We start from the raw sequence: 24407 nt of genomic DNA on the forward strand, positions 1-24407 counted from the left end.
CCCGCCTACCAGTCGCTGGCGTCACCGTACTTGCCCGGACTCTGGGCCCGGTCGACCGCTTGGGCCATCGCCTCGGCGTATCCGTCAGCAACCGCGTCCGAGCCCACCCGGTGGCGAGCCACGGCGAGACTCAGTCCGACGCCTCCGAATTCGACTCCGCGGCGGTGGCGGCTCCGGAACCCGGTCCGGGCTCCTCCGGGTGTTGCGGACATGCTCAACGCGCCCATAACGTGAGTGACCGTTGATCCATTCACGTGGAGAGGCTCGCCTTGATGATCCGTCATGTCAGAACTGCGGCGCGAGCGATAGTCGCAGCCGGCCTGCTCATCACCGGCACGCTCGTCGGCGCATCGCCGGCGGCGGCAGCTGCGGCACCGACGACCCTGAGCGCGTCCGAGTACACCCTCACCGCGAACTACCACCAGTTCGACACGCTCAACTCGGCCCTCGTCACGGCGCTGGGGACGTCTGCCGTGCACACGGTGATGGAGAACGCGAACCACGACCGGCAGGCGCTCCCCGCGTCCTTCTCCGTCGGCGGCCTGTCCACCGGCTTCCGGTTCGACGACGGCGACAACTCCGACTGCCAGAGCTTCCCGCAGGGCATCACGACGAGCCGGGACGCCGTGGGGACCGCGGACAGCGGCAACTACGACGGCCATCAGCTCGTGCTGGTGAGCTGGTACACCAAGGACGGCTGCGGCGGCGCCCAGCAGCGCAGTCGGATCACCCTGGTCGACTGGGACGCCACCTACCCCAACACCTACCGCAAGATCCTCCTGGTGGAGCCGACCGGCACCGCGGCGGCGCCGGACTTCAAGGACATCCCGATCCACGCCGGCGGCGTCTCGTGGAACGGCGACTACCTCTACGTCGCCGACACCGGGCGCGGCATGCGCGTCTTCGACATGCGCAAGATCCTCAATACCGACTCCGGTGGCACCGCCGACCAGATCGGCCGCCAGTCCGAGACTGTCTACTACGCCCACAACTACGCCTACGTGCTGCCTCAGATCGGTACGGTCACGTCGCAGACGACCTCCGGCAACAACCTGGTGTGGTCGTCGGTCTCCCTCGACCGGGTCAGCAAGTCGATCGTGATGACGGAGTACACCTGCCAGTCGGGCTGCACCGACTACCCCAACCGCCCGCCCAGGGCCGTCCGCTTCCCGTTCGCGACCGGGGCGACGACGTTCGCCGCGACGACGACCGCCAGTCAGGCCCTCCAATTGCCCTGGTACAACCTCAACGGCGTGGCTTCCCACAACGGCCGGTGGTGGTTCAACTCCTCGGGGCAGAAGAAGCTCTACTACTGGACCCCGGCCGCGGGCCCCTCCACCTTCGCCTGGGTGGGCGGCGGCGAGAGCCTCTCCTACTGGGAGGACACCACCAACCCCGACCTGCTGTGGTCGCTGCAGGAGACCACGGGCGGACGCAACGTCTTCGCGGTCACCCAGGCCACCTACGGCGGCGGCTGAGCACAGGACCTGTGTCCGCGTACGCGACCACCGCGGCCCGCAGGGTCGACCCTCCCGCCCGCGTCCTCCCGCGCTGGCGCCCAGGACCCCAGCAAGCCGCGTGGTCTCGGTTCTGCTCTCGTTCAGCACCAGGAGACGTGCGCGGACCGCGGTGGACTTCCCCGGAGAGAATGGGAAAGCGTGTTGGGGGCAACCCCTCACGAGTTCGAATCCCGTATCCTCCGCCTTGATCGACGGCCCGGACCGCATCGCGGTCCGGGCCGTCGTCGTTCATCGTGTCCTCCGCCCCGCCGCCGCGGTGAGGGGACGAAGGGCCCCGACCGCTGTGCGGTCGGGGCCCTCGTCATGTCGCGGCTACCGTCGTCCACCGGCGGACTGGCCCGGGAATTGACCCATGGAATGGGTGGTGGAGTGCACCATATGAGCGGTCTCTGGGGGACCTAGATTCGTTGGTGTGAGCAGCACGAGGCGCCCGGAGGTGTGGGTGGCGGCCGTGCTGTCGTTCTTCCGGCCCCCTACTCGAAAGCAGGCTTCGCCATGCCTTCGTCCAGCCCCGCGCCCACGTCCGCGCGTCTCGGTCTCACGCTGGCGCTGCTCGCGTTCGCCCAGCTGATCATCTCGATCGACTACAACATCGTGTACGTCGCCCTGCCGGACATCGGCTCCTCGCTCGGCTTCTCGCCGCAGAGCCTGCAGTGGGTGGTCAGCGGATACGCCGTCGCGTTCGGCGGGTTCCTGCTGCTCGGCGGGCGGGCGAGCGACCTGTTCGGGCCGCGCCGGATGTTCGCGCTCGGGCTCGCGCTGTACGCCGGGGCCTCCCTGCTCGGCGGGCTCGCGACCGGGCCCGGCCTGCTCGTCGCCGCGCGGGCGGTCCAGGGGGCCGGGGGCGCGTTCCTCTTCCCCGCCACGCTCACCCTGGTGTCCACGAGCTTCGCCGAAGGCCGGGACCGCAACCGGGCGTTCGCCGTCTGGGGCACCGCCGGCGGCAGCGGGATGATCCTCGGGTCGCTGCTCGGGGGCGTCCTGACGGAGTCGTTCGGCTGGGCCTCGGTGTTCTTCGTCAACGTCCCGCTGGCGGGCGCCGCCGCCCTGCTGGCCTTCGTGCTGATCGCTCCCGACCTGCCCCGCGCCGCCGGCCGCTCGTTCGACCTGGCCGGTGCGGCCACCTCGACCGTCGGCAGTACCGCCCTGGTCTTCGCGCTCGTCCAGGGCCCGGAGGCCGGCTGGACCTCCGCGGTCGTGCTGACCGCCACGGCGGTGGGCGCCGCCCTGGTCGCGGCCTTCGTCGCGATCGAGCGCCGCAGTGCCGATCCGCTGCTGCCGCTGCGCCTGCTCGGCAACCGGAACCTGGCGACCGGCACCCTGGTGACCTTCCTCTACATGGCGACGTTCGGCACCCTGCTGTACTTCCTCACCGTGTACTTCCAGACCGTGCACGGCTACGACGCGCTGAGCACCGGCCTCGCCTTCCTCGTCCCGATGGCCGCCATCGCCGTGGGGTCGCAGACCGCCGGGCGGCTGGCGACCCGGTTCGGCATCCGTCCCGTCCTCGTCGCGGCCCTGCTCCTCGGCGGTGGGGGTGCCGTGCTCGTCGGGGCCACCATGTCCACCGGCGGCTCGTACGGGACACTCGTCCCCGGGCTGGTCGTTCTGGGCCTCGGCCAGGGTGCCGGGTACACCCTGATGTTCGGCGCTGCCGCGCTCGGGGTCCCGGCGCGGGAGCAGGGCATCGCCTCGGGTGTCGCCTCCACGAGCCAGCAGGTCGGCGGGGCGGTCGGCCTCGCGCTCCTGGTGGCCGTCGCCAACTCCCCCGTCGCCGAGGGACTTTCGGGCGACGCACTGCGCGCCGCCAGTGCCGACGGGCTGCGTACCGCGGTGTACCTGGCCGCGGCCGGGATCGCGCTCACCGCGCTCGTGGCGCTGCGGTTGGAGAAGCCGGCGACGGCACCGAAGGCAACCGGGGCAGCGGCCGCCGGCCCGACCCCCGTCGTGCACGTCTGACCTCCATAGGAGCAGCACCTCCGGCACCTCTGACGGACACCCCGGTACTTCGCGCGGTGCCGCCCTCCCGGGGCGGCACCGCGCGTTTCCGCCCTCCGGCCAGGCACGCCGGACGAGCCCGGCGCTCCGGTCGCACCGGGCAACGCAGTGGCCCGGATCACAGGAACGCTTGCCGGGCGGGCGAAATGGAGGGACCCGCGCAGTGGTTGACACCTGAACATCGCACCCGCCGTCCGACCACGAGGGAACCCCATGACCAGCACCGCGTCCTCCGCCTCCCGTGCGGCCGAGCTGCTCGCGCGGCCCGTCGAGCTGAACGGGCTGACCGTCCCCAACCGCATCGTGATGGCGCCGATGACGCGCCAGTTCTCGCCGGGCGGCGTGCCCGGCGAGGACGTACGGGCGTACTACGCCCGGCGGGCCGCCGCCGGGGTGGGGCTGATCCTCACCGAGGGGACGTACATCGGCCACGAGTCGGCCGGGCAGAGCGACCGGGTGCCCCGCTTCCACGGGGAGGAGCAGCTGGCGGGGTGGGCCGAGGTCGCCGCGGCCGTGCACGCGGCGGGCGGCACGATCATGCCGCAGCTGTGGCACATCGGCATGGTGCGCAAGCAGGGCGAGCCGCCGTTCGCCGACGCCCCCGCCATAGGCCCCTCCGGCCTTCGGATCGACGGTACCGAGGGCACCGGCAGGGCGATGACCAGGAGCGACCTGGACGACGTCATCGGCGCCTTCGCCGAGGCCGCCGCGGCCGCCGAGCGGATCGGCTTCGACGGCATCGAGCTGCACGGCGCCCACGGCTACCTGCTCGACCAGTTCCTCTGGGCGGGGACGAACCGGCGGACGGACGCCTACGGCGGCGACCCGGTCGCCCGGACGAAGTTCGCGGCCGAGATCGTGGCCGCCGTCCGGGAGGTGGTGTCGCCGGAGTTCCCGGTGGTCTTCCGCTACTCGCAGTGGAAGCAGGAGGCCTACGAGGCCAGGCTCGCGGAGAGCCCGGAGGAGCTGGCGGACATCCTGACCCCGCTCGCCGAGGCCGGCGTCGACGTCTTCCACGCCTCCACCCGCCGCTACTGGCTGCCGGAGTTCGAGGGCTCGGACCTGAACCTGGCGGGCTGGACCAGGAAGCTCACCGGGCGGCCCGCGATCACCGTCGGCTCGGTCGGCCTCGACGGCGACGTCATCCGCAGCTTCGCGGGTGAGGGCGCCACCGTGCAGGGCATCGACAACCTCCTCGACCGTCTGGAGCGCGACGAGTTCGACCTGGTCGCCGTCGGCCGGGCGCTGCTCCAGGACCCGCAGTGGGCGGCGAAGGTCCTCGCCGGCCGCTTCGACGAGCTGAAGCCGTACGACGTGTCGGCCCTGGCGACGCTGAGCTGACGTCCAGTCATGCCCCGTGCCCGCCGCCCGCCGCCCGCGCCGGCGGCGGGTGGCGGGCACGGCCGTGGCGGCCGCCGGCCTCACGCGGCGCGGGCGGTGCGCCGGTAACTGCCGGGCGGCTGCCCGTACTCGCGCTTGAAGGCCTTGGCGAAGGCGTACTCGGAGCCGTAGCCGGTCCGGGCGGCGACGGTGGTCAGCGGGGCCTCGGACTCGCGCAGCAGGGTCGCCGCCGTGGTCAGGCGCCAGCGGGTCAGATAGGCCATCGGCGGTTCGCCGACGAGCGTGCTGAAGCGGCGGGCGAAGGCCGCGCGCGAGAGTCCGGCCCGGTCGGCCAGCGACTCGACGGTCCACGGCGCCGCGGGGGCCTCGTGGATGGCGGTCAGCGCCGGGGCGACGGCGGAGTCGCCGAGCGCGGCGGCCCAGCCGGCGGCCGCCGCGGGGGGCTGGTCCTCGAACCAGGCGCGCAGGATGTAGAGGAGCAGCGAGTCGATCAGGGCGGGGACGATCCCGGCCGAACCGATCCGCGGCTTCTCCAGCTCGGTGCCGAGGAGTTGGACCGCCGCGCTGAGCTCGGGGTGGCGGCCGTGCCGGGTGGGCAGGTGGATGACCGCCGGCAGCTGGCGGACCAGCGGGTGCGGACGCCCCTGGTCGAGGTGGTAGTTGCCGCACAGCAGGTTGGTGCGGGGGCCGTCGCCGCCCAGGGTGACCATGCCGATCGGTGAACCCGGCCGGTACTGGTCGGGCCGCTCGGTCTCGGCCGGGGTGGCGGGGTGGTCGGCGAGGATGTGGCCGCGGCCGTCGCGCAGGAAGACCACGTCGCCGGGGCTGAGCGCGATCGGCTCCGCGCCGGGCGCGTCCTCCAGCGGGACCAGCCAGCACGTCCCGTACAGCACCACGTGGAACCCGGCCCCGGCGACCGGGGGGAGGCGCAGGCCCCAGGGGGCGCGGCCCTCGGTGCGTACGGAGGTGGGCTGCCCCGTCCGCATCGAGCTCAGCGCCTCGGTCAGGATGTCCAACGCCTTCCCCCCGCTTCCCCGTTCGTCCGACGTGTCCGGCCCATCCGGCCCATCCCGAATATCCGGCACGTCCGGCCCTCCACTGTAGGACCGCGCTCAGGCGACGGTGAGGACGACCTTGCCCTGCACCCGGCCGGACCCGACCAGCTCGTGGGCCTTGGCGGCCTCGTCGAGCGGAAAGGTCTCGCTGACGTGCGGGCGGACGCGGCCCGCGTCGACGAGTGCGGCGATGGCCTCCAGCGAGGCGTAGTCGGGCTCGACCGAGATGCCCGCGAAGTGCCGGCCGGCGGCCTCGATCCGGGCGGCGAGCTCCTGGTTCCAGTGCTCCATGATGCTGACCAGGGTGCCGCCGGGGCGCAGGACGGCCAGGGCGCGGTCGCCCTCGGAGGAGGAGTCGAAGACGACGTCGACGTCGCGGACCGCCTCGGTGTAGTCGGTGGTCCGGTAGTCGATCACCTCGTCGGCGCCCAGGCCGCGAACGAACGCGTGCTTGGCCTCGCTCGCCAGGGCGATCACATGGGCTCCCCGGGCCTTGGCGATCTGCACGGCGAAGTGACCGACGCCACCGGCCGCGCGGTGGATCAGCACCCGCCGGCCCTCGGTCACCCCGGCCGCGTCGACCAGGCCCTGCCAGGCGGTCAGGGCGGCGAGCGGGAGGGCGGCGGCGTGCACGTGGTCGATCGTCGCGGGCTTGCGGGCCACCTGACGCGAGGGGACGGCGATGTACTCGGCGTACCCGGTGGCGGCGCGGGGGAAGAACGGCATGCCGTACACCTCGTCGCCCGCCTTGAACCGGGCGCCCGGGCCGGCCTCCTCGACGACGCCCGAGATGTCCCAGCCGACACCGAACGGCGGCTCGCCCAGCAGCGGGTAGGCCCCCGACCGGACGGCCACGTCGACCGGGTTGACCCCGCTCGCGTGGACCCGGACGAGGACCTCGCCGCCGAGCGGGGCGGGGCGGTCGATCTCGACGGTCTCCAGGACCTCGGGGCCGCCGAAGGACTGCTGGGTGACTGCGCGCATGGGAGGACTGCCTTCCTGGCTCGCCCGGCCCTCGTGCGGACCGGTTCTCGTTGTCCCCAACCCTAGGAAGGTCCGACGAGCCGATGAATATCCTTCAGTCTTCGGAAGATGTCCCAGCGTCTCTCGCGGCGGGCGCTCCGCTCCACGGCGCCCGGATCAGCCCGCGGCTGGTGAGACCACAGCAATTGACCCGCCATCATGCTGCTGGAATGCACTGCTCCACCGGTCTTCCGAATCGCTAGATTCATGGTCATGACGAACGCCGCCGCAGCCGCGCCGACCACCACGCCCACCGCCGCCCCCCACACCCCCGGCACCCCCGCCGCCCGGTCTCCCCGGATCAACTTCGCCAAGGCCGCCCCGGCCGCCTTCAAGGCCCTGATCGGCTTCGACGCCGCCGCCCGCGAGGGCCTCGACCCGGCGCTCGTCGAGCTGGTCCAGATCCGCGCCTCGCAGCTCAACGGCTGCGCGTACTGCCTGCACCTGCACACCTCGGACGCCCGCAAGGCCGGCGAGACCGAGGAGCGGCTGCACCTGGTCGCCGTCTGGCGGGACGCCGCGCACTTCTTCACCGCGCAGGAGCAGGCCGCCCTCGCGCTGACCGAGGCCGTCACGCTGATCGGCCAGGCCGGCCTGCCCGACGACGTCTACGCCCGGGCCGCCGCGCAGTTCACCGAGGAGGAGCTGGCCCGGCTGCTGGCCCTGGTCCTCACCATCAACACCTGGAACCGGATCGCGCTCAGCACCGCCAAGGTCCCCGGTACCGACGAGCGGGCGGCGCACTGACCGCCCCGTCGCGGCGAGCGGCCGTCGACCCGAGGGCCCGGCCCCACCCCCGCCGGGGCCGGGCCCTCGGCCGCACCCGGCCCGGTGACCGGGCGGAACGGGCGGCACCTGGCTCAGAGGTGCCCGAGGACGGAGCGGACGGCCTGCTCGACGGCCGCGCGCGACTCGTCCGTCGGGTCGACGGTGTCGAACCCGTGGTGGCCGTGCGGGACGTCGATCACCTGGAGGTCCGTGCCCCGTGCCTCGGCGGCGGCCACGAACTCCTCGACCGTCGCGGCGATCTCCGTGACCTCCAGGCCCACCCGGGTCAGGACGACGGGCAGCCGCCCGGCCCCGGCCAGCGCGTCCACCGGGCGGAACCGGCTGTCCACGCCCTGCCAGCCGGGCAGCGGCGCGAGGATCGGGTAGGTCACGGCGAGGCAGCGCAGCCAGGACGGGGGCGCGGAGAGCCAGTCCGCCGAGAGCGGGCCGCCGCCGGAGAAGAACCAGAGGGCGATGCGGTCGCCGTCGACGCGCGGGTCGGCGCGGAGCAGTTCGACGGCCTCGGCGACGTCCGCCGCGGCGAGCGGGTAGTCGGCGAGCGAGTGCAGGCGGTGGTCCAGGGTCGCGCCGATCACGCCCTGGCTCGCCGCGTACCGGCCGTAGCCGACGTAGGTCGTCCAGTCCCGTGGGGTGGGCCGCACGGTCTCGGGGACGGGGCCGCCGTGGACGAACAGCACCGCCGGACGCGGTGCGGCGGCCGTGTCAGCCGCACCGGCCGCACCGGCCGCACCGGCCAGGTTGGCGCCGGCCGCATCGACCGGGTTGGCACCGGCCGCATCGGCCGGGTTGGCGCCGGCCGCACCGGCGCCGTCCGGGTCCGCCGGCAGGTAGAGGTCGACCCGGCCGATCCGCTCGCGGGTCTGCTCGGGCACGTCCAGCACGAACGGGCGCAGGTAGCCCGGCAGTTCCTGGGCGGGCGCCGCCGCCAGCCGGTGCCCCTCGCCGGCCGCGGCGCCGAGCAGGAGCTCGGCCAGCTCGTCCGGACGGGAGAGCATCGGCCAGTGGCCGGTGTCCAGGTCGAAGAAGCTCACCCGGGGGTCGGCGAGGGCCTTGAACTGCGGCATGCCCAGCGTCATCAGGCCCTCCAGCTTGGCGATGCTCATCCCGCTCTCCGTGCAGAAGATGCCGGAGGTCGGCACGGTGGCGAGGGCCCCCGAGAGCCTGAGCGGCTGGGTGAAGGTGGCGCTCGGCTGCGGCGAGGCGAGACCGGTCAGCCGGGCCAGCGCCTCCTCCGAGAGCCCGGCGGTGCTGCCCCAGCGCTGCCACCCGTCGGCGGCCGGCGGGTCGATCCACCCGGTCCCGCCGTCCCGGTCCGCCGGGTCGAGCAGCCGCCGGCGGACCTCCTCGTCCGGGACCAGCTGAACGGCGGCGTCACCGTCCTGGGGCAGGCCGGCGTCCAGGTAGACGATCCGGGCGATCCGCTCCGGGCGCCGGTCGGCCGCGCCCAGCACGGGGTGGATGCCGTAGTCGTGGCCAACGATCACCAGCTCCGTCCCCTCCACCCCGTCGATCAGCCGCACCACGTCCTCGATGTGCGTCTCCAGCCCGGTGTCCGGACCGCCCGCCTCGCGGCGCTCCCCCAGCCCGGTGAGCGTCGCCGGGTACACCTCGGCCCCGGACTCCTCCAGCCTGGCGGCCACCTCCCGCCACACCTCTCCACCGGTGAAGGGCCCCGACACCAGCACGAACGCCGTCATGATCGTCTCCTTGCGCGGATCGTCCCCGCAGGCGGCCCGCCGGCCGCCCGCGCACACCGGTACGGTAGGAACTCCCCCTGAGGGAGGTTCAAGCCTTGCTGTCGTCAGACGTCATGTGGAGCATCGGCGAACTCGCGGAGCAGGCGAGCGTCACGGTCAAGACCGTCCGGTACTACTCGGACCGCGGCCTGCTGCCCGAAGCCGGCCGCAGCTCCGGCGGCCACCGCCGGTACGGCCCGGAGGCGCTCGACCGGCTCCGGCTGATCCGCTCCCTGCGCGCGCTCGACCTGCCCGTCCCGGAGGTCGGCCGGGCCCTGGAGGACGAGTCGGCACTGGAGGGCGCCGTCGCCCGGCAGTTGCGCGAGCTCGGGTCCCAGCTGGCCGCCCTGCGCTGGCGCGAGGCCGCCCTCCAGCTGCTCCAGGACTGCACCGCCGCCGAGCGCGCCGACCGGCTGCGTCTGATCGGCGCGGTGACCAGTCCGCCCGACACCACCGTGCTGGCCCGCTTCTGGCGCCGGGTGCTGCCCCCGCGGCTGCCCGCCCCGTTGCTCACGGCGGTCGTCGACGCGGCCGTCCCGCAGCTCCCCGACGATCCGACCCCGGCCCAGGTACTGACCTTCGCCCGGCTGCACGCGCTCACCGCCCCCGGCCGGCTCAGCATCGACGTCTGCCGGCCCGACCTCCGCGAGCCCGACGAGGACTACCGGCCGGCGGTGCTCTACCAGGGCCTCGGCACGGCGTACGAGCTGGCGGCGGCGGAGATGGCGGACGGGGCGGGGCGGCCCGGCGAGGCGCTGGACTGCTTCGTCGCCGCGCACGCCGACTCGCGCGGGCTGCGCGACACCCCGGAGTTCCGCCGCCGGCTCGGGTACGTCCTCGACCAGACCGCCGACCCGGTGATCCTCCGCTACTGGCAGCTCGCCGCGGAGCTCGCCACCCCGGTCGGCGGCCCGCCCGCCGTCACGGCCGGCGCCGCCCACGAATGGCTCCGCGCCGGGCTGGGCACCACCGCGCCGGGCGCCTCCATCCCGGGCACCACCGCGCCGGGCACCACCGCGCCGGGCACCACCACGCCGGGCGCCTTCACCCCGGATGTCCGACGCCCCGAAGCCGCCTGAGCGCCCGCCGCCCTCGCAGCCCCCGCTCCGGCGCAGCCCTCAGGGCCGAGGCCCTCAGCCCATCGTCTTCGCCCCGTCCAGCGACTCCCGGATGATGTCCGCGTGCCCGGCGTGCTGCGCGGTCTCCGCGATGATGTGCAGCAGCACCCGGCGCACCGACCAGCCGGCGCCCGGCTCGAACCACGGCGCCTCCGGCAGCGGGTGGACGAGGTCCAGATCGGGCAGCGTCGAGACCAGCTCGTCCGTCTCGCGCGCCACCCGTTCGTACGCGGCGAGCAGGCCCGCCAGCGTCTCGCCGTCCGTCATCCGGAACTGGCCCTCCCAGTCGATCGAGCCCCGTTCCATCGCCTCCGCACCGCCGACCGCGAACCGCGACCAGCGTTCCTCGACGCCCATGACGTGCTTGATCAGACCACCCAGGCACAGCTCGCTCGCCGTGGTGCGCCGGGCGGCCTGCTCGTCGTCGAGGTCACGCACGGTGTACCGGAGGAAGCCGCGGTGCTTGTCCAGCGTCTGGAGCAGGTCGGCACGCTCGCCGCCCGCCGGTGCGCCGGCAGCCATCAGGCGTCCGCCATGGTCGGCATGGGCCCGGAGGTCGTGCCCAGGTCGATGACGCCGAAGGCCGCGCCCTGCGGGTCACCGACGGCGGCGAACCGGCCGAACGGGCTGTCCATCGGCCCGAAGAACAGCTGTCCGCCGTGCTCGGTCACCTTGGCGATGGCGGCGTCGCAGTCGTCCACCGAGAAGTAGACGCTCACGTACGAGGGCGCCTCGGGGGGCATGTCGTCCGGTCCGACCTTCATCCGGCCGAGCGCGGGCCGGTCGGCGACCTGGAAGATCTTGTAGTCGACCTGGTCGGTGTCGATCCGCTTGGTGCTGTAGGGGAAGACCGCGGGGAAGAAGGCGTCGGCCTTGCCCGGCTCACGCGTGAGCACCTCGGCCCAGGTGTACGAACCCGGCTCGTTCTGCTTCTCGAAGCCCTCGTGGCTGCCGGCCTGCCAGACGCCGAAGGTGACGCCGCCCGGGTCCTTGGCGATCGCCATCGAACCGAAGTCGCCGACCTGCATCGGCTCCATCAGCACCTCGCCGCCCGCGGCGCGGATCTTCTCGACGGTCGCGGCGGTGTCCGGCGAGGCGAGGTACAGGCACCAGGCCGACGGCACGTCGTCCCCGGGCATCGGCGGGACGACGGCGGCCACCGCCTTGCCGTCCGAGTACGCCGTCGTGTAGTTGCCGAACTCCGACGCGCTCTCGCCGAAGGTCCAGCCCAGCACCGACCCGTAGAAGGCCTTGGCGCCGTCCAGATCCTTGAACATGGCGTCGGCCCAACAGGGTGTGCCCTCAGGTAGCACGGTCATGATCCTGCCCTCCATGTAACGGTTTGCCCCGATTCGTCACAGTAGCCAGTCCCCCGTCGGACCGCGCCCCGAGTACCCGCACCGCGCTGCCCGTGCCCTCCGCACCCGCCCTCCCCGGCCCCTGCCCTTCCCGGCATCCCCGGCCTCCCCGGCCGGACACGGCGACGGCCCGCCGGAGCACCCCGGCGGGCCGTCGCGAGAACCGGTCACCGCTACACGTCGGCCGCACCCGCCGGAAGGGTCACCGGAAGGGCCGCCGCGAAGGCGAACCGCGACGCCGCCGTCCCCAGTCCGGGCGCGCCGAACGGGAGCGCGCCCCCGGCACCGACCGGGGCGCCCTCCGGCACGGCCGTGGCCGGGGCACCCACGCCGTCGGCCGGCACCTCCGCCGCCGGCGCCGCGTCCGCCTTCGGCACCTCATGGGCCGCCGGCCCGGCCGGGAGCTCGGCCGCCCTGCCATCCGCCCCCGACCCGCGCCCGAAGTGCCGCCGAAGGTCCGCCTCGCCGTACCGGTGGCAGTCCCGGTGCCAGACGTGGATGCCCGCGAGCCAGTTCTCCAGCTCCTTGACGTACCCGTCCAGCAGTTCCCGGGCCTCCGACTCCAGCCCGAAGTCGTCGTACAGCACCGGGAACTCGTTCTGCGCCACGTGCTCGAACTGCCGCAGCCGCGAGTGCATCAGGTCGTCGACGATGCCGACGGCCGAGGGGTAGTCGCAGTTGAAGAAGTTCTGCACCACCAGGACGGCGTTGTGCACCTCACCCTCGTACTCGACCTCCTTCTGGTACGAGAAGAGGTCGTTCATCATGCACGCGTAGTCGGCGGCCGCGCTCTCCAGCGAGCGCATCGGCCCGCTCTCGTAGATCTCCGGCGGGACGGCCTGGCCGTGCGCCAGCCGGCACAGGCTCATGGTGAGGTCGGAGCCGAAGGTCTTCCGGCGCATCTCGATGTAGTCCACCGGGTCGGGGATCCGGTGCTGCGCCTGGTTGTTGAGCTCCCAGACCCAGCTCAGGGTCATGTCCTCGATCGCGGCGCGGAACTTCCGCCGGGCGTCCGGCGTCATCGGGGCGCTGGTCCGCTCCCAGAGGTCGGCCAGGCCCCGCTCCAGGGCGTTGACCGGCACCGGCGCCGGGCTGTCGTCGACGGGCATGAACGTCGAGAAGCGCTCGGTGAGCAGCTTGGCGCCGACCAGGTCGCGGGTCCGCCCGTAGACCACCGGGTAGTAGTCGTCGCCGTAGGTCCCCCACGTCAACCACGCCGAGGTGAGGTCGAGTTGCTCGGGGGTGGCGTCCGGGTGGATGCCGGCCGAGCAGAGCGGGAAGTCGTAGTCGGCGAGCTTCTCGGCCGTCCAGATGCCCGAGCCCGGTACGCCCGGCTGCGCCTCCAGCATGCCCATCCGGGCGGCCCACGCCACGGTGTTGAGCCGGGAGGCGTCCAGGTGCGGGCTGAGTTCGACGGTGTACGGGAGCCTGAACTCCGGCAGCCTGGAGGCCCCGACCCGCTGGAACGGCACATGGCCGTGCGAGCGCGCCCGCCGCACCGCCGGGTCGACGCCACCGGGCGAACCGGGCGTCCCGTTCAGCGTGTTCACCCCACTCAGCGAGCCCAACTCACCCAAGCCGCCGGGAAGTCCGCGCCCCGACCCGGCCCGCAGCACGTCCAGCGCCGACGTCCCGACCCCGCCGATCGCGTACTGGTCCCACCAACGGGCCGGCGCGGCGGACGCGCCGCCGCCGTTCATGTACCGGCTGGACCGCATGTGCCACTCGTGGCCGCCCGACTGCCAGTCCTGCAGGCCCTTGACGTACGCCATCACCCGCGCGACCCCCGCCGGGTCCAGCCCGGTCTCGGTGAACAGCCAGGGCAGCTCGGCGAACACGGTGTTCTCGAATTGCTGGAGCCGCGAGGTGAGCAGGTCGTTGACGGCGTCCGCGGCTTCCTGCGTCGTGCAGCCCAGGAAGGTCTCCAGCACGAGGATGCCGTTGCTCAGCTCGCCCTCGTCCTCGACCTCCCGCTGGTAGGAGAAGATGTCGTTGCGCAGGTGGACGCCGTCCGAGAAGGCGTCCATCAGCACCCGCAGCGGCCGCGAACCCGAAACCTCCTTCGGCACTTCGGCGTTGGCGGCGTACTCGATCAGACCGGCCGACCAGGGCGCGCCGCCGACCTTGCGGCGCATCTCGATGTACTCGACCGGGTTGGCGATCCGGCCGGCGTTGATGTTGGCGAGTTCCCAGAGCGACTCGTTGAGCAGGTTCCGGGTGCTCTCGGCGAACCGGATCCGCCAGTCCTCCCCCATCGAGGGCACCGTGCGCCGCCACAGATCGGCCAGGCCCGCCTCGACCGGGTTGGTGGGCTCGGGCACCGGGGTCGCCGGGTCGGCCGGCATGAACAGCGGCAGCCGGTCCAGATAGGCCTTGCCGCCCTCGCGGTCGTTGCTGCGCTTGAAGATCTCCAGGAAGTGGTCGTCGAAGAAGAAGACCCACACGTACCAGTCGGTGACCAGCGACAACGCCTCGGCAGAGGCGTCCGGGTGGGTGTACGCGCAGAGCAGGCCGTAGTCGTGCGCCTCCAGATCGGCCTGGTCCCAGATGCCCGACCCCTCCAGCATCCCCATCTCCCGGGCCCACGCGGTGGAGTGGGCCCGGGCGCCTTCGAGATGGGGATTCAGGCGCGCCGGGTGCGGCACGTAGAAGGAGGGCAGTTCGAACGGCTGAGTCACCGGGCGAGCCTTTCTGGACGCGTCGAGGAGGCCGACCGGCCCGGCGGAGCGGAGCCGGTCGGTCCGCTGCCCCACGACCCGGTCGGCTCAGCATTACCCCTCGCCGACGATCTCCACCGGACAACCGCAACAGTCGTATGAGATAACCCACTTCCCCCGAACACCCGCCCGATAGAACGCACGCTTCTCGTTCACCTGTGCGGACGGAACAACCCGGCGCCCACCCTCGGGGCGAGCCGTTCTGCGGAAAAGGATGTTGACGGCGGGTCACCGATCCGGACGGATTACCCGGGCCATTCCGACCGCGCGACGATACGCCAACGAACTACCCAAGCGGGCCAAGGGCGGCCAACTCAAGCAATCCGTTCCGACGGGCGTGTTGACCCGCTCCCCTCATCCCCCGTCCACCAGACTGGGCGACGATCCGAGTCTCCACGATCCGAGGAGGGCCTGCCCATGAACGTCACCGTCCGGCTCGCGCAGCAGCCCGAGGCCGACGACCTGCTCGGGCGCAGCGCGCTCGCCGCGCTCGTCGGGATGCTTCTCGACCAGCAGGTGCCCATGGAGTGGGCGTTCACCGGCCCGCTCACCATCGCGCAGCGTCTGGGCCGGGACGACCTGGACGCGCACGAGATCGCCGTCCACAACCCCGAGGCGTTCGTCGCCCTGCTCTCCGAGAAGCCGGCCGTGCACCGCTACCCGGCCGCGATGGCCAAGCGGGTGCAGCAGCTCTGCCAGTTCGTGGTGGCGCAGTACGACGGCGACGCGGCAGCGCTCTGGCGCGACGTCGCGACCGGCCGGGAGCTGCTCAGCCGCCTCAACGCCCTGCCCGGCTTCGGGAAGCAGAAGTCGCAGATCTTCCTCGCGCTGCTCGGCAAGCAGTACGGCGTGCGGCCCGAGGGCTGGCGCGAGGCGGCGGGCCTGTACGGCGAGGAGGGGGCCTACCGGTCGGTCGCGGACATCACCGGCCCGGAGTCGCTGGAAAAGGTGCGCGCCCACAAGCAGGAGGTGAAGCGCGCCGCCAAGGAGGCCAAGACCGCCAAGGTCTGATGACCGATCACTCCGGCTGCCCGGCACTCCCGAGGAGTGCCGGGCAGCGGCGCGTGGCGCCCGCGCCGGCGTCCGCCCCGAAAACGGGTTGCCCGCCCAGCCCCGCCGGGTGAGGCTCGACGGATGACCGAGACCGACAGCCAGGACAGCCCCGGCGTGCGTTCCCTCTTCTCCGGCGACGGCCGGCTGACCACGATCCCCCGCAAGGCGGCCCGCCGCGAGCAGCTGCTCGCCCACCTCGCCGGCACTCTCTTCGAACCGGGCCGCTCCTACAGCGAGCGCGAGGTCAACGAGACGCTGCGGGCGGTGCACGACGACTACCCGGCCCTGCGCCGCTTCCTGGTCGAGGCCGGCCACCTGGCGCGTCCCCAGGACGGCAGCAGCTACCGCCGCGCCGCCTGAACCCCGCCCCCGGGGAGGCGAGGGCCTCAGCGCACCCGCCGGTACGCGTACCGCCCGCGGATCCTCCGGGCGAAGTACCGTCCGTGGCTCTCCGCCGCCATCAGCTCCCGGTGCACCCGCCCGGGGACCGCGTCGTACCGGTAGACGCTCCCGCCGGTGAACTCCAGCTCCAGTACCCGCCGCGCCGCGTCGTAGCCGACCGAGCGCAGCGCCGAGGAGTCCACCGCCAGCCGCTCCATGCTCCCAGTGTGCGCGCGAGGGCCCCGGCCGCGCATCGCGGCCGGGGCCCTCCACCCACCGTCAGACGAGGACGGGCTCCTGCTCCTGCTCCCGCTCGGGCTCGTCGGCAGAGGACGCGGAGGAGGTACCGGTGGCGACCGCCGCCTTCCGCCTCGGCAGCGCGAACATCAGCAGGAACACCGCCGCCAGCACCGCGACGACCCACCACATCGCGTGGACGAAGGCCCCGCCGAACGCCGTCCCGACCGCCTCGGGGGCGACCACGTCGTCCATCGCCCCGAAGAACGCCACCGACACCAGCCCCAGCCCCAGCGCCGTCCCGAGCTGGTTCACCGTGTTGATCAGGCCCGACGCCGAACCGGCGTGCTCACGCGGCACCTCGGCCAGCACCGCGTCGGTGATCGGCGCCACGATCAGGCCCATTCCCAGGCCCATCACCACCAGCGGCAGCGCCATCTGCCAGGACGTGATCGCCGTGCCGTACCGGTCGGCCTCCCAGATGTAGGTCAGCGCGCCGACCGCCATCACCAGCGCGCCGGCCTGGAGCACCTTGCGTCCGAAGCGCGGCACCAGCTGCTGGACCGAGAGTCCGGCCGCCACCGAGACCGCGATCGAGAAGGGGATGCCCGTGGTCCCGGCCTTGAGCGGGCTCCAGCCCAGCCCGATCTGCATGTAGAGCGTCCAGACCAGGAAGAAGATCCCGGTGACCACGCCGAAGGTCAGCTGGACGCCGATGCCGGCCGCGAAGCTCTTCACCCGGAACAGCGACAGCTCGACCAGCGGCGAACCGTCCCGCCGCGTCTTCACCTTCTCGTACGCGACGAACAGGGCGAACACCGGCAGGCTGCCGGCCATCGAGAGGTGGCCCCAGAGCGGCCAGCCGGCCTCCCGGCCGTGGGTGAGCGGGTAGAGCAGCATCAGCAGGCCGACGCTGGCCAGCAGCACGCCCACGAGGTCCAGCTTGAGCGCCTTCTCCGCCCGCGACTCGCCGATGAACGCCCGGCCGAGCAGCAGCCCGGCGATGCCGACCGGCAGGTTGATCAGGAAGATCGGCCGCCAGGCCAGCCCGAAGAGGTCCCACTCCGTCAGCAGCGCGCCGATCAGCGGCCCGGAGACGGCGCCCAGACCGACCACCGCGCCGAACAGGCCGAACACCTTGCCGCGCTCCTCCGCCGGGAAGGAGGCGTGGATGATCGACAGCACCTGCGGCACCATCAGCGCCGCCGTCCCGCCCTGGAGGATCCGGGTCGCGACCAGCATCTCGGCGCCGGTCGCCAGACCGCAGAGCGCCGAGGCGACGGTGAAGCCGCCGATTCCGATCAGGAACAGTCGCTTCCGGCCGTAGATGTCGCCCAGTCGACCGCCGGTGATCAGCCCGATCGCGAAGGCCAGGGCGTAGCCGCCGGTCACCCACTGGACGGCACTGAACGAGGCGCCGGTGTCCTCCTGGATGCTGGGGATGGCGATGTTCACGATGGTGACGTCCACCAGGTCCATGAACGAGGCCGTCATCACGATCGCCAGCGCGATCCACCTCCGCCGGTCGGACACCACACCGGAGCCCGCTCCGGAGCCCTCCCCGGAATCCGCTGTCATCGTCTTCTCCTCTACCTCGCTCTTCGGCACGTCTGCGACAGTAGAGAGGATGTAGGTCAGCTCTTGTCCTCGTTGTCCGGCATCCTGGGTGCCATGACGGACACTCCGGCGCGGCTGCTGAACCTGCTCTCCCTCCTCCAGACCCCGCGCGAGTGGCCGGGCAGCGAACTGGCCGAACGCCTCCAGGTCAGCTCCCGGACGATCCGCCGCGACATCGACCGGCTGCGCGCCCTGGGGTACCCGGTCGAGGCGACGATGGGCGCGATCGGCGGCTACCGGCTGGTGGCCGGGACGGCGATGCCGCCGCTGCTGCTGGACGACGAGGAGGCGGTGGCCATCGCGGTGGGCCTGCGGGCGGCCGCCGGGCACGCCGTGGTCGGCATCGAGGAGGCGTCCGTCCGGGCGCTCGGCAAACTGCTCCAGGTGCTGCCGGGGCGCCTGCGCCACCGGGTCGGCGCGCTGAACACGGCCACCGTGCCGCTGCTCACCGGCGACGGACCGACCGTCGACCCCGAGGACCTCACCGTGCTCGCGGGCGCCGTCACCAACCGGGAGCGGCTGCGCTTCCACTACCGGGCGGGTGACGGCGCCGAGACCCGGCGCCAGGTCGAGCCCAACCGCCTGGTCTCGACCGGTCGGCGCTGGTACCTGGTCGGCTACGACCTCGACCGCGACGACTGGCGGCTCTTCCGGGTGGACCGGATCAGCGAGCCCTTCCCGACCGGCGCCCGCTTCACTCCGCGCGAACTCCCCGCCGAGGACGCGGCCGCGTACGTGGCGAGCAAGCTCCGCCGGCCGGCGGCCACCCACACCCTGGTGGCGACGCTGCACATGCCCGCCTCCGAGGTGGAGAGCTGGATCAGCCGCGCCGCCGACACCACGGTCGAGCCGGTCGACGACCGGAGCTGCCGGCTCCGCTCGCGGTCCGACTCGCTGGGGTACCTGGCGATGCGGCTCCTCATGCTGGGCTGCGAGTTCGAGGTCCACGAGCCCCCGGAGATGAACGCCCACCTGCGCGCCCTCGCCGCCCGCGCCGCCCGGGCCGCCGACAGCGGGGGTCCGGTCCACCCCGCCGCCGACAGTGGGGGTCCGGTCCACCCCGCCGTAGACAGCGGGGGTCCGGTCCGCCCGACCGCCGACAGCGGGGGTCCGGTCCGCCCCTGAGCCGCCCGCGCTACGCCGCCACCCGGTACCAGGCGTCCCCCGAACGGAACCGGAGCACGCCGTCCCGCCCGTAGGCCCGCTCCCGGTCCAGCTCCCCGGGCAGCCGGAGCCGGCGCCGCCCGGTCTCCTTCCACTCCTTGCCGACCAGCAGGCACCGGACCAGCTCACCCGCGTGCGTCAGGAAGATCCCCTGCCGACCGCCGACGGCGAAGCCGAGCGGCAGCCGGACCGGGGACCGCCGACTCACGGACCCCCCGGCCGGGTCGATCCGGGTCAGGTAACTCGCCGTACTGCCCGGGTACCAGGCCAGCCAGACGGCGCGGCCCTCGGTCGCCCCGGCCAGGCCCTCCAGCGGGTAGCCGGGCAGTTCGTCCCGCCCCGGTCGCCAGACCATCCGCCCGGCCGGGTCCGCCCCGACCAGACCGGGGTGGGCCATCGGGTGGTCCCCGTAGATGCCCTCGTCCCCGAAGGCCATCCAGATCCGGCCGTCCCGGTCGGCGACCAGCGTCCGGATGTCGTCGCCGAGCACCAGCTCGTGGGAGGGCTCGCCGTCGGGCCCGAACACGACCGCGTTGGGCGCCCATCCGCCCGGCTCCTCGTCGGCCCGGTAGCTCGCCACCAGCAGCCGGCCACCGGGCAGCAGCGCCAGGTGGTCCGGGTCGACGGCGAGCCCGCGCAGCGCCGTCCGCCGCTCCCCCTCCGGTGTCACCGTCACCAACTCGGCGTCCGGGGGCGGGTCGGGGCACGTCCGGCCGGAGGCGCCGGACGGCTTCTCCCCGGGCACCAGCAGCACGACCAGTTCGCCGTCCGGTCCGACCGTCCAGCCGGAGGCCCGGCGGCCCGCCCCGGCATCGTGCTCGGGCAGCCGCCAGACCTCCACCGGTTCGTTCATCCAACGAGGATCTCAGACCCCGTACTCGGCGGTGATCACCGCACGGGCCAGCGTGTGGAAGGTGATGTGGAAGCCGATCTGGGCCGCCGGCGTCTCCGGGGTGACGTCCAGCGCGTCCACGTCCAGCGCGTGCACGGCGAAGGCGTACCGGTGCGGGGCGCCGGGCGGCGGGGCCGCGCCGTCGTACTTGTTGCCGGGGAAGTCGTTGCGGCCGTGGAACGAGGCCGCCCCGGGCAGGTCCGCGTCGGACGAACCGGCGCCGCGCGCCAGGCCGGCGGTGTCACCGGGCAGGTTGAGGGCGAGCCAGTGCCACCAGCCGGAGCCGGTCGGGGCGTCCGGGTCGTAGCAGGTGACGGCGACGGACCGGGTGCCCTCCGGCAGGCCCGACCAGGCCAGCTGCGGCGACAGGTTGCCGCCCGCGTGGACGAACTCCTCGGCCAGCTTGCCGCCTTCGGCGAGGTCATCACTGGTCAGCTCGAAGGACGGCACCTGCGGCAGGAACTCGTAGGGCAGCGGCGGACGAACGCTCATGAAACGGTCACCTCTCGACAAGCCAGGACAGCCCGGACCAGGCTGAATGACGCGATTCACTGTAGTGGGGTGCCACCGTTCACGGGCCCCCTCTACAGTCGGGTCATGGCTTCCACACCCGCCCGACTGCTGGCCGACTCCCGACGAGCCCTCCTCACCATGGTCGGCCTGCTCGCCGTCATCTGGCTGGTGCAGTTGGTGAACTGGATGGACGACTACGGCCTCACCTACGAACACGGCCTGATGCCGCGCCGGCTCGACGAGCTGCCGGACGTGTTCGCCATGCCGCTGCTGCACTTCAGTTGGGAGCACATCGAGGCCAACTCCTGGCCGCTGTTCGCCTTCGGCTTCCTCTCCGCCTACCGGGGCATGAAGCGGTTCCTCTGGGCGACCCTGATGATCGTCGTGGTCGGCGGCCTCACCGTCTGGCTGTGCGAGCGCCCCGAGACGGTCACCGCCGGGGCCAGCGGCCTGGTCTACGGCTACTTCGGCTACCTGGTGCTGCGCGGCGTGCTCGACCGCAACCTGCTGGACGCGGTGATCGCCGTCGTCGTCGCGGCGGTGTACTCCTACCTCCTGATCGGCGTCCTGCCGGTGACCCAGGGGGTCAGCTGGCTGGGCCACCTCGGCGGTCTGATCGGCGGGCTCACCGCCGCCTGGCTGCTCCGCAACCGCGGACCGAAGACGGCCGCCGCCCCGGCGTCCGAGCCCGCCGCCGGCCCCCGGTCCGCCCTGCACAAGGAGCTGGACGACCTCGGCCTCTGAGCGCCGGAGGAGCAAGCCAGGAGCACGCCAGGAGCACGGCGAGGGGCCCCGCGAGCGCGCCGCCGGCCAGGTATAGACCAATCCCGGACCTGCGACTAGCGTGGGAGAGCCCTGCCCTCTGCCTTCTGCCTTCTGCCTTCTGCCTTCTGCCTTCTGCCTTCTGCCCTCTGCCCTCTGCCCTCTCCCCCCTGCCCCCTGCTCCGGAGCCGCACCGTGGAGTCGTCCGTCCTCGCCTTCGCCACCGACCTGCTGGACGAGGGCACCGACACCTTCTTCGGCAACCTCGCCGACCGGGCCGGGGTCGGCGGCGTCACCCTCGCCTCGGTCTACCACGAGGCCCGGGACGTCTTCCCGCACAACCCGCGCCAGGTGATCCGCTACCTGGAGCCGGGCGCCGCCTACTTCCGCCCCGACCCGGCGCGCTGGGCCGGGCGGCGGCTGCGGCCCACCCCCTCCACCGCGATCGGCGACCGCGACCCCTTCGCCGAGGCCGCCGCCGAGGCGCGGCGCCGCGGGATGAAGCTGCACGCCTGGACGGTGTTCTGCCACAACGACCGGCTCGGCTTCGACCACCCCGACTGCGCCCCCGCCAACGCCTTCGGCGACCGCCACCTCACCGAACTCTGCCCGGCCGCCCCGGAGGTCCGCGAGTACGCGGTGACGCTGGTCGCCGAGCTGGCCCGGTACGGCGTGGACGCGATCCGCGCCGAGTCGCTGCACTTCCACGGGCTGCGCCACGGCTACCACCACGAGCGCTACTTCGAGGAGCTGGGCCCGGTCGCCGAGGCGCTGCTCGGGATCTGCTTCTGCGAGCACTGCCGCGCCGCCGCCGTCCGGGCGGGCGTCCCGGCCGACGAGGTGGCGGCGACCGTCCGCGCCGAGCTGCGCCGCCGGCTGGCCGACGACACGGCCGCCGCCGAGCCCGCCGCCCTCGACGAGCTGGCCGACGGCGCCCTGGCGGCCTACGTCGACGCCTCCGCCGCGACCGTGACCTCACTCGCCGCCGAGGTGGCCGAGGAGGCGCGACGGCACGGCATGCGGCTGAGCTTCATGGACGGCGGCGGCCCGGGCCGGGGCTGGCTCGCCGGCATCGATCTGCCCGCGCTCGCCGGGGTCGCCGACCAGATCGAGACGCTCGGCTACGCGCGGACCCCGGAGGCCGTCCGGGAGAAGATCGCCGCGTTCGCCCTGCACGGCGTCCGCCCGCGCGACATGGCGGTGATCCTGCGCCCGATGGCCTCGGACTGCGACGGCCCGGCCAACCTCGCCGCCAAGATCGCCACACTCCGTGAGCTCGGCGTGCCGGAGGTCGAGTTCTACCACTACGGCCTGATGCGGCTCTCCTCGCTGGACCGGATCGGCACCGCGCTCACCGGCTGAGCGGAGCCGGGCCGAGCCCAGCCGGGCCGGGCCGGGCCGGGCCGGTCGACCACACTCCCGGCACCACGGCCCGGCTCACCGCCGCCGCCGGGACGTCCCGAACAGGCTGCGCGAGATCTCCCGCCCGAGCTGCGTCCCGGCCGAGCGGGCGAAGGACTTGAGCGTCGGGTTGCTCAGCAGCGACCCGAGCAGCCCACCACCGTCCCCGGCCCCTTCCCCCGACCCCGCCTCGGACCTCCGACGCGGTTCGGGCGCCGGCCGCGGCGCGGCGGGCTCCCCGGCCGGCACCGACTCCGGCACCGACTCCGGGACCGGCTCGGGCACCGGTGCCGGCTCCGGCCGCGCCGCCCGGGCGGCCAGCTTCTCGTAGGCCGACTCCCGGTCGATCGCGTCCCGGTAGCGGGCCGCCAGCGGCGAGGCGTCCACCGCCGCCCGCAGCGCGGCCGGTTCGACCGGACCCATCAGCGACCGCGGCGCCCGCAGCCTGGTCGCCGCCACCGGCGTCGGCGCGCCCCGCTCGGAGAGCACCGTGACCACCGCCTCGCCGGTGCCGAGCGAGGTCAGCACCTCGCTCAGGTCGTACGAGGACCGGGGGAAGGTCGAGACCGTCGCCTTGAGCGCCTTGGCGTCGTCCGGGGTGAAGGCGCGCAGCGCGTGCTGCACCCGGTTGCCCAGCTGGGCGAGCACCTCGGCCGGGACGTCCTTCGGCGTCTGGGTGACGAAGAAGATCCCGACGCCCTTGGAGCGGATCAGCCGGACGGTCTGGGTGATCGCCTCCCGGAACGCCTTGGAGGCCCCGTTGAAGAGCAGGTGCGCCTCGTCGAAGAAGAACACCAGCTTGGGCTTGTCGAGGTCCCCCACCTCGGGCAGCTCCTGGTAGAGGTCGGCCAGCAGCCACATCAGGAAGGTGGAGAAGAGCCGCGGCCGGTCCTGCACCGCGGGCAGTTCCAGCGCCGAGACGAGGCCCCGCCCGTCCGGGGCGGTCCGCAGCAGCTCGGCGGTGTCGAACTCCGGCTCTCCGAAGAACGCCCCGGCGCCCTCGTTCTCCAGCATGGTGAGCGAGCGCAGGATCACTCCTGCGGTGGCGGCCGACAGCCCGCCGATGCCCTTCAGCTCCTCCTTGCCCTCGGGCGAGGTGAGGAAGGTGATGACGGCGGTGAGGTCCTTGAGGTCGTACAGCTCCAGGCCGTTGCGGTCGGCGTAGTGGAAGACCAGCCCGAGCGAGGACTCCTGGGTCTCGTTCAGGTCGAGCACCTTGGCGAGCAGCAGCGGGCCGAAGCTGGTGACGGTGGCTCGGATCGGAATGCCCGTGCCCAGGCCGCCCAAGGCGTAGAACTCGGTCGGGCAGCCCTGCGCCGACCAGTCCTGGCCGACCTCGGCGGCCCGGGCGGCGGTCCGCTCGCCGGGTGCGCCGGGCGCGGAGATCCCGGAGACGTCGCCCTTGATGTCGGCCAGGAACACCGGCACCCCCTGGGCGGAGAGCTGTTCGGCGATCAGCTGGAGGGTCTTGGTCTTGCCGGTGCCGGTGGCGCCCGCGACCAGCCCGTGCCGGTTGAGCACCCCGAGCGGGATGCGCACCTGGGCGTCCCGGTAGGCGGTGCCGTCCAGCAGCACCGCCCCGAGGTCGAGGGCGGGCCCGGCGAAGGCGTACCCCTCGGCGATCTCCCGCACCGCGGGCGGGACGACTTCCGGGACGACCTCGGTGCCGGAGGGGGCGGACGGCGGCTCGGCGGTGGACATCGGTGCACACTCCAGGGCACGACTGAGGGGC

General features: G+C 73.3%; 21 protein-coding genes. 10 read left to right on the forward strand and 11 right to left on the reverse strand.

Annotated features, from left to right (window positions below; all coding sequences use genetic code 11):
- Window positions 1–272 precede the first annotated feature (272 nt).
- The 3 genes from OG618_RS18455 (at window position 273) to OG618_RS18465 (ending at window position 4859) form a co-directional block, all read left to right on the forward strand.
- Window positions 273–1478 carry a hypothetical protein gene (locus tag OG618_RS18455; protein ID WP_329488619.1) on the forward strand — a complete coding sequence of 402 codons (1206 nt, stop codon included), beginning with the start codon at window positions 273–275 and terminating at the stop codon, window positions 1476–1478.
- 537 nt (window positions 1479–2015) lie between these two features.
- Window positions 2016–3479 carry an MFS transporter gene (locus OG618_RS18460; protein WP_329488620.1) on the forward strand — a complete coding sequence of 488 codons (1464 nt, stop codon included), beginning with the start codon at window positions 2016–2018 and terminating at the stop codon, window positions 3477–3479.
- A 252-nt stretch (window positions 3480–3731) separates the two neighbouring features.
- A complete protein-coding gene (locus tag OG618_RS18465) occupies window positions 3732–4859 on the forward strand; it encodes an NADH:flavin oxidoreductase (RefSeq protein WP_329488621.1) in 1128 nt (375 codons plus the stop codon).
- Between the two features lie 80 nt (window positions 4860–4939).
- Here the strand turns inward: OG618_RS18465 and OG618_RS18470 are convergent, their stop codons facing one another.
- Together OG618_RS18470 and OG618_RS18475 are read right to left on the reverse strand one after the other, a co-directional pair.
- Window positions 4940–5875 carry an AraC family transcriptional regulator gene (locus tag OG618_RS18470; protein ID WP_329488622.1) on the reverse strand — a complete coding sequence of 312 codons (936 nt, stop codon included), beginning with the start codon at window positions 5873–5875 and terminating at the stop codon, window positions 4940–4942.
- A 96-nt stretch (window positions 5876–5971) separates the two neighbouring features.
- A complete protein-coding gene (locus tag OG618_RS18475) occupies window positions 5972–6898 on the reverse strand; it encodes an NADP-dependent oxidoreductase (RefSeq protein WP_329488623.1) in 927 nt (308 codons plus the stop codon).
- 246 nt (window positions 6899–7144) lie between these two features.
- Between OG618_RS18475 and OG618_RS18480 the strand changes: the two genes are divergently transcribed.
- Entirely contained in the window at window positions 7145–7684 is a 540-nt protein-coding gene (locus OG618_RS18480; RefSeq protein ID WP_442906817.1) for a carboxymuconolactone decarboxylase family protein, read from the forward strand.
- A gap of 113 nt (window positions 7685–7797) precedes the next feature.
- On the opposite strand, the gene OG618_RS18485 is transcribed toward OG618_RS18480, so the two are convergent.
- Window positions 7798–9423: an alpha/beta hydrolase gene (locus OG618_RS18485; protein WP_329488625.1), complete on the reverse strand. Its 1626-nt coding sequence runs from the start codon at window positions 9421–9423 to the stop codon at window positions 7798–7800.
- Window positions 9424–9521: 98 nt separating this feature from the next.
- Between OG618_RS18485 and OG618_RS18490 the strand changes: the two genes are divergently transcribed.
- Window positions 9522–10541, forward strand: a complete 1020-nt coding sequence (locus OG618_RS18490) for a helix-turn-helix domain-containing protein (protein ID WP_442906947.1) — start codon at window positions 9522–9524, stop codon at window positions 10539–10541.
- A gap of 54 nt (window positions 10542–10595) precedes the next feature.
- Here OG618_RS18490 and OG618_RS18495 read toward each other — a convergent pair whose 3' ends face one another.
- The 3 genes from OG618_RS18495 to OG618_RS18505 all read right to left on the reverse strand — a co-directional run bounded on the left by OG618_RS18495 (window position 10596) and on the right by OG618_RS18505 (window position 14616).
- Window positions 10596–11102, reverse strand: a complete 507-nt coding sequence (locus tag OG618_RS18495; RefSeq protein ID WP_329488626.1) for a DinB family protein — start codon at window positions 11100–11102, stop codon at window positions 10596–10598.
- Window positions 11102–11899, reverse strand: a complete 798-nt coding sequence (locus OG618_RS18500) for a VOC family protein (protein ID WP_329488627.1) — start codon at window positions 11897–11899, stop codon at window positions 11102–11104. The genes OG618_RS18495 and OG618_RS18500 overlap by 1 nt, the downstream gene beginning before the upstream one ends.
- A gap of 212 nt (window positions 11900–12111) precedes the next feature.
- Window positions 12112–14616, reverse strand: a complete 2505-nt coding sequence (locus OG618_RS18505) for a terpene synthase family protein (RefSeq protein WP_329488628.1) — start codon at window positions 14614–14616, stop codon at window positions 12112–12114.
- A 456-nt stretch (window positions 14617–15072) separates the two neighbouring features.
- Between OG618_RS18505 and OG618_RS18510 the strand changes: the two genes are divergently transcribed.
- Window positions 15073–15666 (forward strand): HhH-GPD-type base excision DNA repair protein, encoded by a 594-nt coding sequence (locus tag OG618_RS18510; protein ID WP_329488629.1) that lies wholly within the window; start codon window positions 15073–15075, stop codon window positions 15664–15666.
- A gap of 123 nt (window positions 15667–15789) precedes the next feature.
- Entirely contained in the window at window positions 15790–16068 is a 279-nt protein-coding gene (locus OG618_RS18515; protein WP_329488630.1) for a DUF2087 domain-containing protein, read from the forward strand.
- Window positions 16069–16094: 26 nt separating this feature from the next.
- Here OG618_RS18515 and OG618_RS18520 read toward each other — a convergent pair whose 3' ends face one another.
- Complete coding sequence (locus OG618_RS18520) at window positions 16095–16307, reverse strand: KTSC domain-containing protein (RefSeq protein WP_329488631.1); 213 nt, start codon at window positions 16305–16307, stop codon at window positions 16095–16097.
- Between the two features lie 61 nt (window positions 16308–16368).
- Window positions 16369–17904 (reverse strand): MFS transporter, encoded by a 1536-nt coding sequence (locus tag OG618_RS18525; RefSeq protein ID WP_329488632.1) that lies wholly within the window; start codon window positions 17902–17904, stop codon window positions 16369–16371.
- 93 nt (window positions 17905–17997) lie between these two features.
- On the opposite strand from OG618_RS18525, the gene OG618_RS18530 reads away from it, so the two are divergent.
- Window positions 17998–19068 carry a helix-turn-helix transcriptional regulator gene (locus OG618_RS18530; RefSeq protein ID WP_329488633.1) on the forward strand — a complete coding sequence of 357 codons (1071 nt, stop codon included), beginning with the start codon at window positions 17998–18000 and terminating at the stop codon, window positions 19066–19068.
- A gap of 10 nt (window positions 19069–19078) precedes the next feature.
- Here the strand turns inward: OG618_RS18530 and OG618_RS18535 are convergent, their stop codons facing one another.
- Both OG618_RS18535 and OG618_RS18540 read right to left on the reverse strand, forming a co-directional pair.
- Window positions 19079–19960, reverse strand: coding sequence for a hypothetical protein (locus OG618_RS18535; RefSeq protein WP_329488634.1), 882 nt, complete (start codon window positions 19958–19960; stop codon window positions 19079–19081).
- 12 nt (window positions 19961–19972) lie between these two features.
- Window positions 19973–20491 carry a YbhB/YbcL family Raf kinase inhibitor-like protein gene (locus OG618_RS18540; RefSeq protein WP_329488635.1) on the reverse strand — a complete coding sequence of 173 codons (519 nt, stop codon included), beginning with the start codon at window positions 20489–20491 and terminating at the stop codon, window positions 19973–19975.
- A 105-nt stretch (window positions 20492–20596) separates the two neighbouring features.
- On the opposite strand from OG618_RS18540, the gene OG618_RS18545 reads away from it, so the two are divergent.
- Window positions 20597–21256: a rhomboid family intramembrane serine protease gene (locus tag OG618_RS18545; RefSeq protein ID WP_329488636.1), complete on the forward strand. Its 660-nt coding sequence runs from the start codon at window positions 20597–20599 to the stop codon at window positions 21254–21256.
- Between the two features lie 213 nt (window positions 21257–21469).
- Entirely contained in the window at window positions 21470–22636 is a 1167-nt protein-coding gene (locus OG618_RS18550; protein ID WP_329488637.1) for a hypothetical protein, read from the forward strand.
- 75 nt (window positions 22637–22711) lie between these two features.
- Here OG618_RS18550 and OG618_RS18555 read toward each other — a convergent pair whose 3' ends face one another.
- Window positions 22712–24376, reverse strand: coding sequence for a helicase HerA-like domain-containing protein (locus tag OG618_RS18555; RefSeq protein WP_329488638.1), 1665 nt, complete (start codon window positions 24374–24376; stop codon window positions 22712–22714).
- Window positions 24377–24407: the final 31 nt, after the last annotated feature.

The organism is Kitasatospora sp. NBC_01246 (genome assembly GCF_036226505.1).
Taxonomy (GTDB): Bacteria; Actinomycetota; Actinomycetes; order Streptomycetales; family Streptomycetaceae; genus Kitasatospora.

Bases quoted from the DNA above. Each gene is read 5' to 3' on its own strand.
- OG618_RS18455 (WP_329488619.1), top strand. From the start codon at position 273: ATGATCCGTCATGTCAGAACTGCGGCGCGAGCGATAGTCGCAGCCGGC.
- OG618_RS18460 (WP_329488620.1), top strand. From the start codon at position 2,016: ATGCCTTCGTCCAGCCCCGCGCCCACGTCCGCGCGTCTCGGTCTCACG.
- OG618_RS18465 (WP_329488621.1), top strand. From the start codon at position 3,732: ATGACCAGCACCGCGTCCTCCGCCTCCCGTGCGGCCGAGCTGCTCGCG.
- OG618_RS18475 (WP_329488623.1), bottom strand. From the start codon at position 6,898: ATGCGCGCAGTCACCCAGCAGTCCTTCGGCGGCCCCGAGGTCCTGGAG.
- OG618_RS18480 (WP_442906817.1), top strand. From the start codon at position 7,145: ATGGTCATGACGAACGCCGCCGCAGCCGCGCCGACCACCACGCCCACC.
- OG618_RS18485 (WP_329488625.1), bottom strand. From the start codon at position 9,423: ATGACGGCGTTCGTGCTGGTGTCGGGGCCCTTCACCGGTGGAGAGGTG.
- OG618_RS18495 (WP_329488626.1), bottom strand. From the start codon at position 11,102: ATGGCTGCCGGCGCACCGGCGGGCGGCGAGCGTGCCGACCTGCTCCAG.
- OG618_RS18500 (WP_329488627.1), bottom strand. From the start codon at position 11,899: ATGACCGTGCTACCTGAGGGCACACCCTGTTGGGCCGACGCCATGTTC.
- OG618_RS18510 (WP_329488629.1), top strand. From the start codon at position 15,073: ATGAACGTCACCGTCCGGCTCGCGCAGCAGCCCGAGGCCGACGACCTG.
- OG618_RS18515 (WP_329488630.1), top strand. From the start codon at position 15,790: ATGACCGAGACCGACAGCCAGGACAGCCCCGGCGTGCGTTCCCTCTTC.
- OG618_RS18520 (WP_329488631.1), bottom strand. From the start codon at position 16,307: ATGGAGCGGCTGGCGGTGGACTCCTCGGCGCTGCGCTCGGTCGGCTAC.
- OG618_RS18525 (WP_329488632.1), bottom strand. From the start codon at position 17,904: ATGACAGCGGATTCCGGGGAGGGCTCCGGAGCGGGCTCCGGTGTGGTG.
- OG618_RS18530 (WP_329488633.1), top strand. From the start codon at position 17,998: ATGACGGACACTCCGGCGCGGCTGCTGAACCTGCTCTCCCTCCTCCAG.
- OG618_RS18535 (WP_329488634.1), bottom strand. From the start codon at position 19,960: ATGAACGAACCGGTGGAGGTCTGGCGGCTGCCCGAGCACGATGCCGGG.
- OG618_RS18540 (WP_329488635.1), bottom strand. From the start codon at position 20,491: ATGAGCGTTCGTCCGCCGCTGCCCTACGAGTTCCTGCCGCAGGTGCCG.
- OG618_RS18545 (WP_329488636.1), top strand. From the start codon at position 20,597: ATGGCTTCCACACCCGCCCGACTGCTGGCCGACTCCCGACGAGCCCTC.
- OG618_RS18555 (WP_329488638.1), bottom strand. From the start codon at position 24,376: ATGTCCACCGCCGAGCCGCCGTCCGCCCCCTCCGGCACCGAGGTCGTC.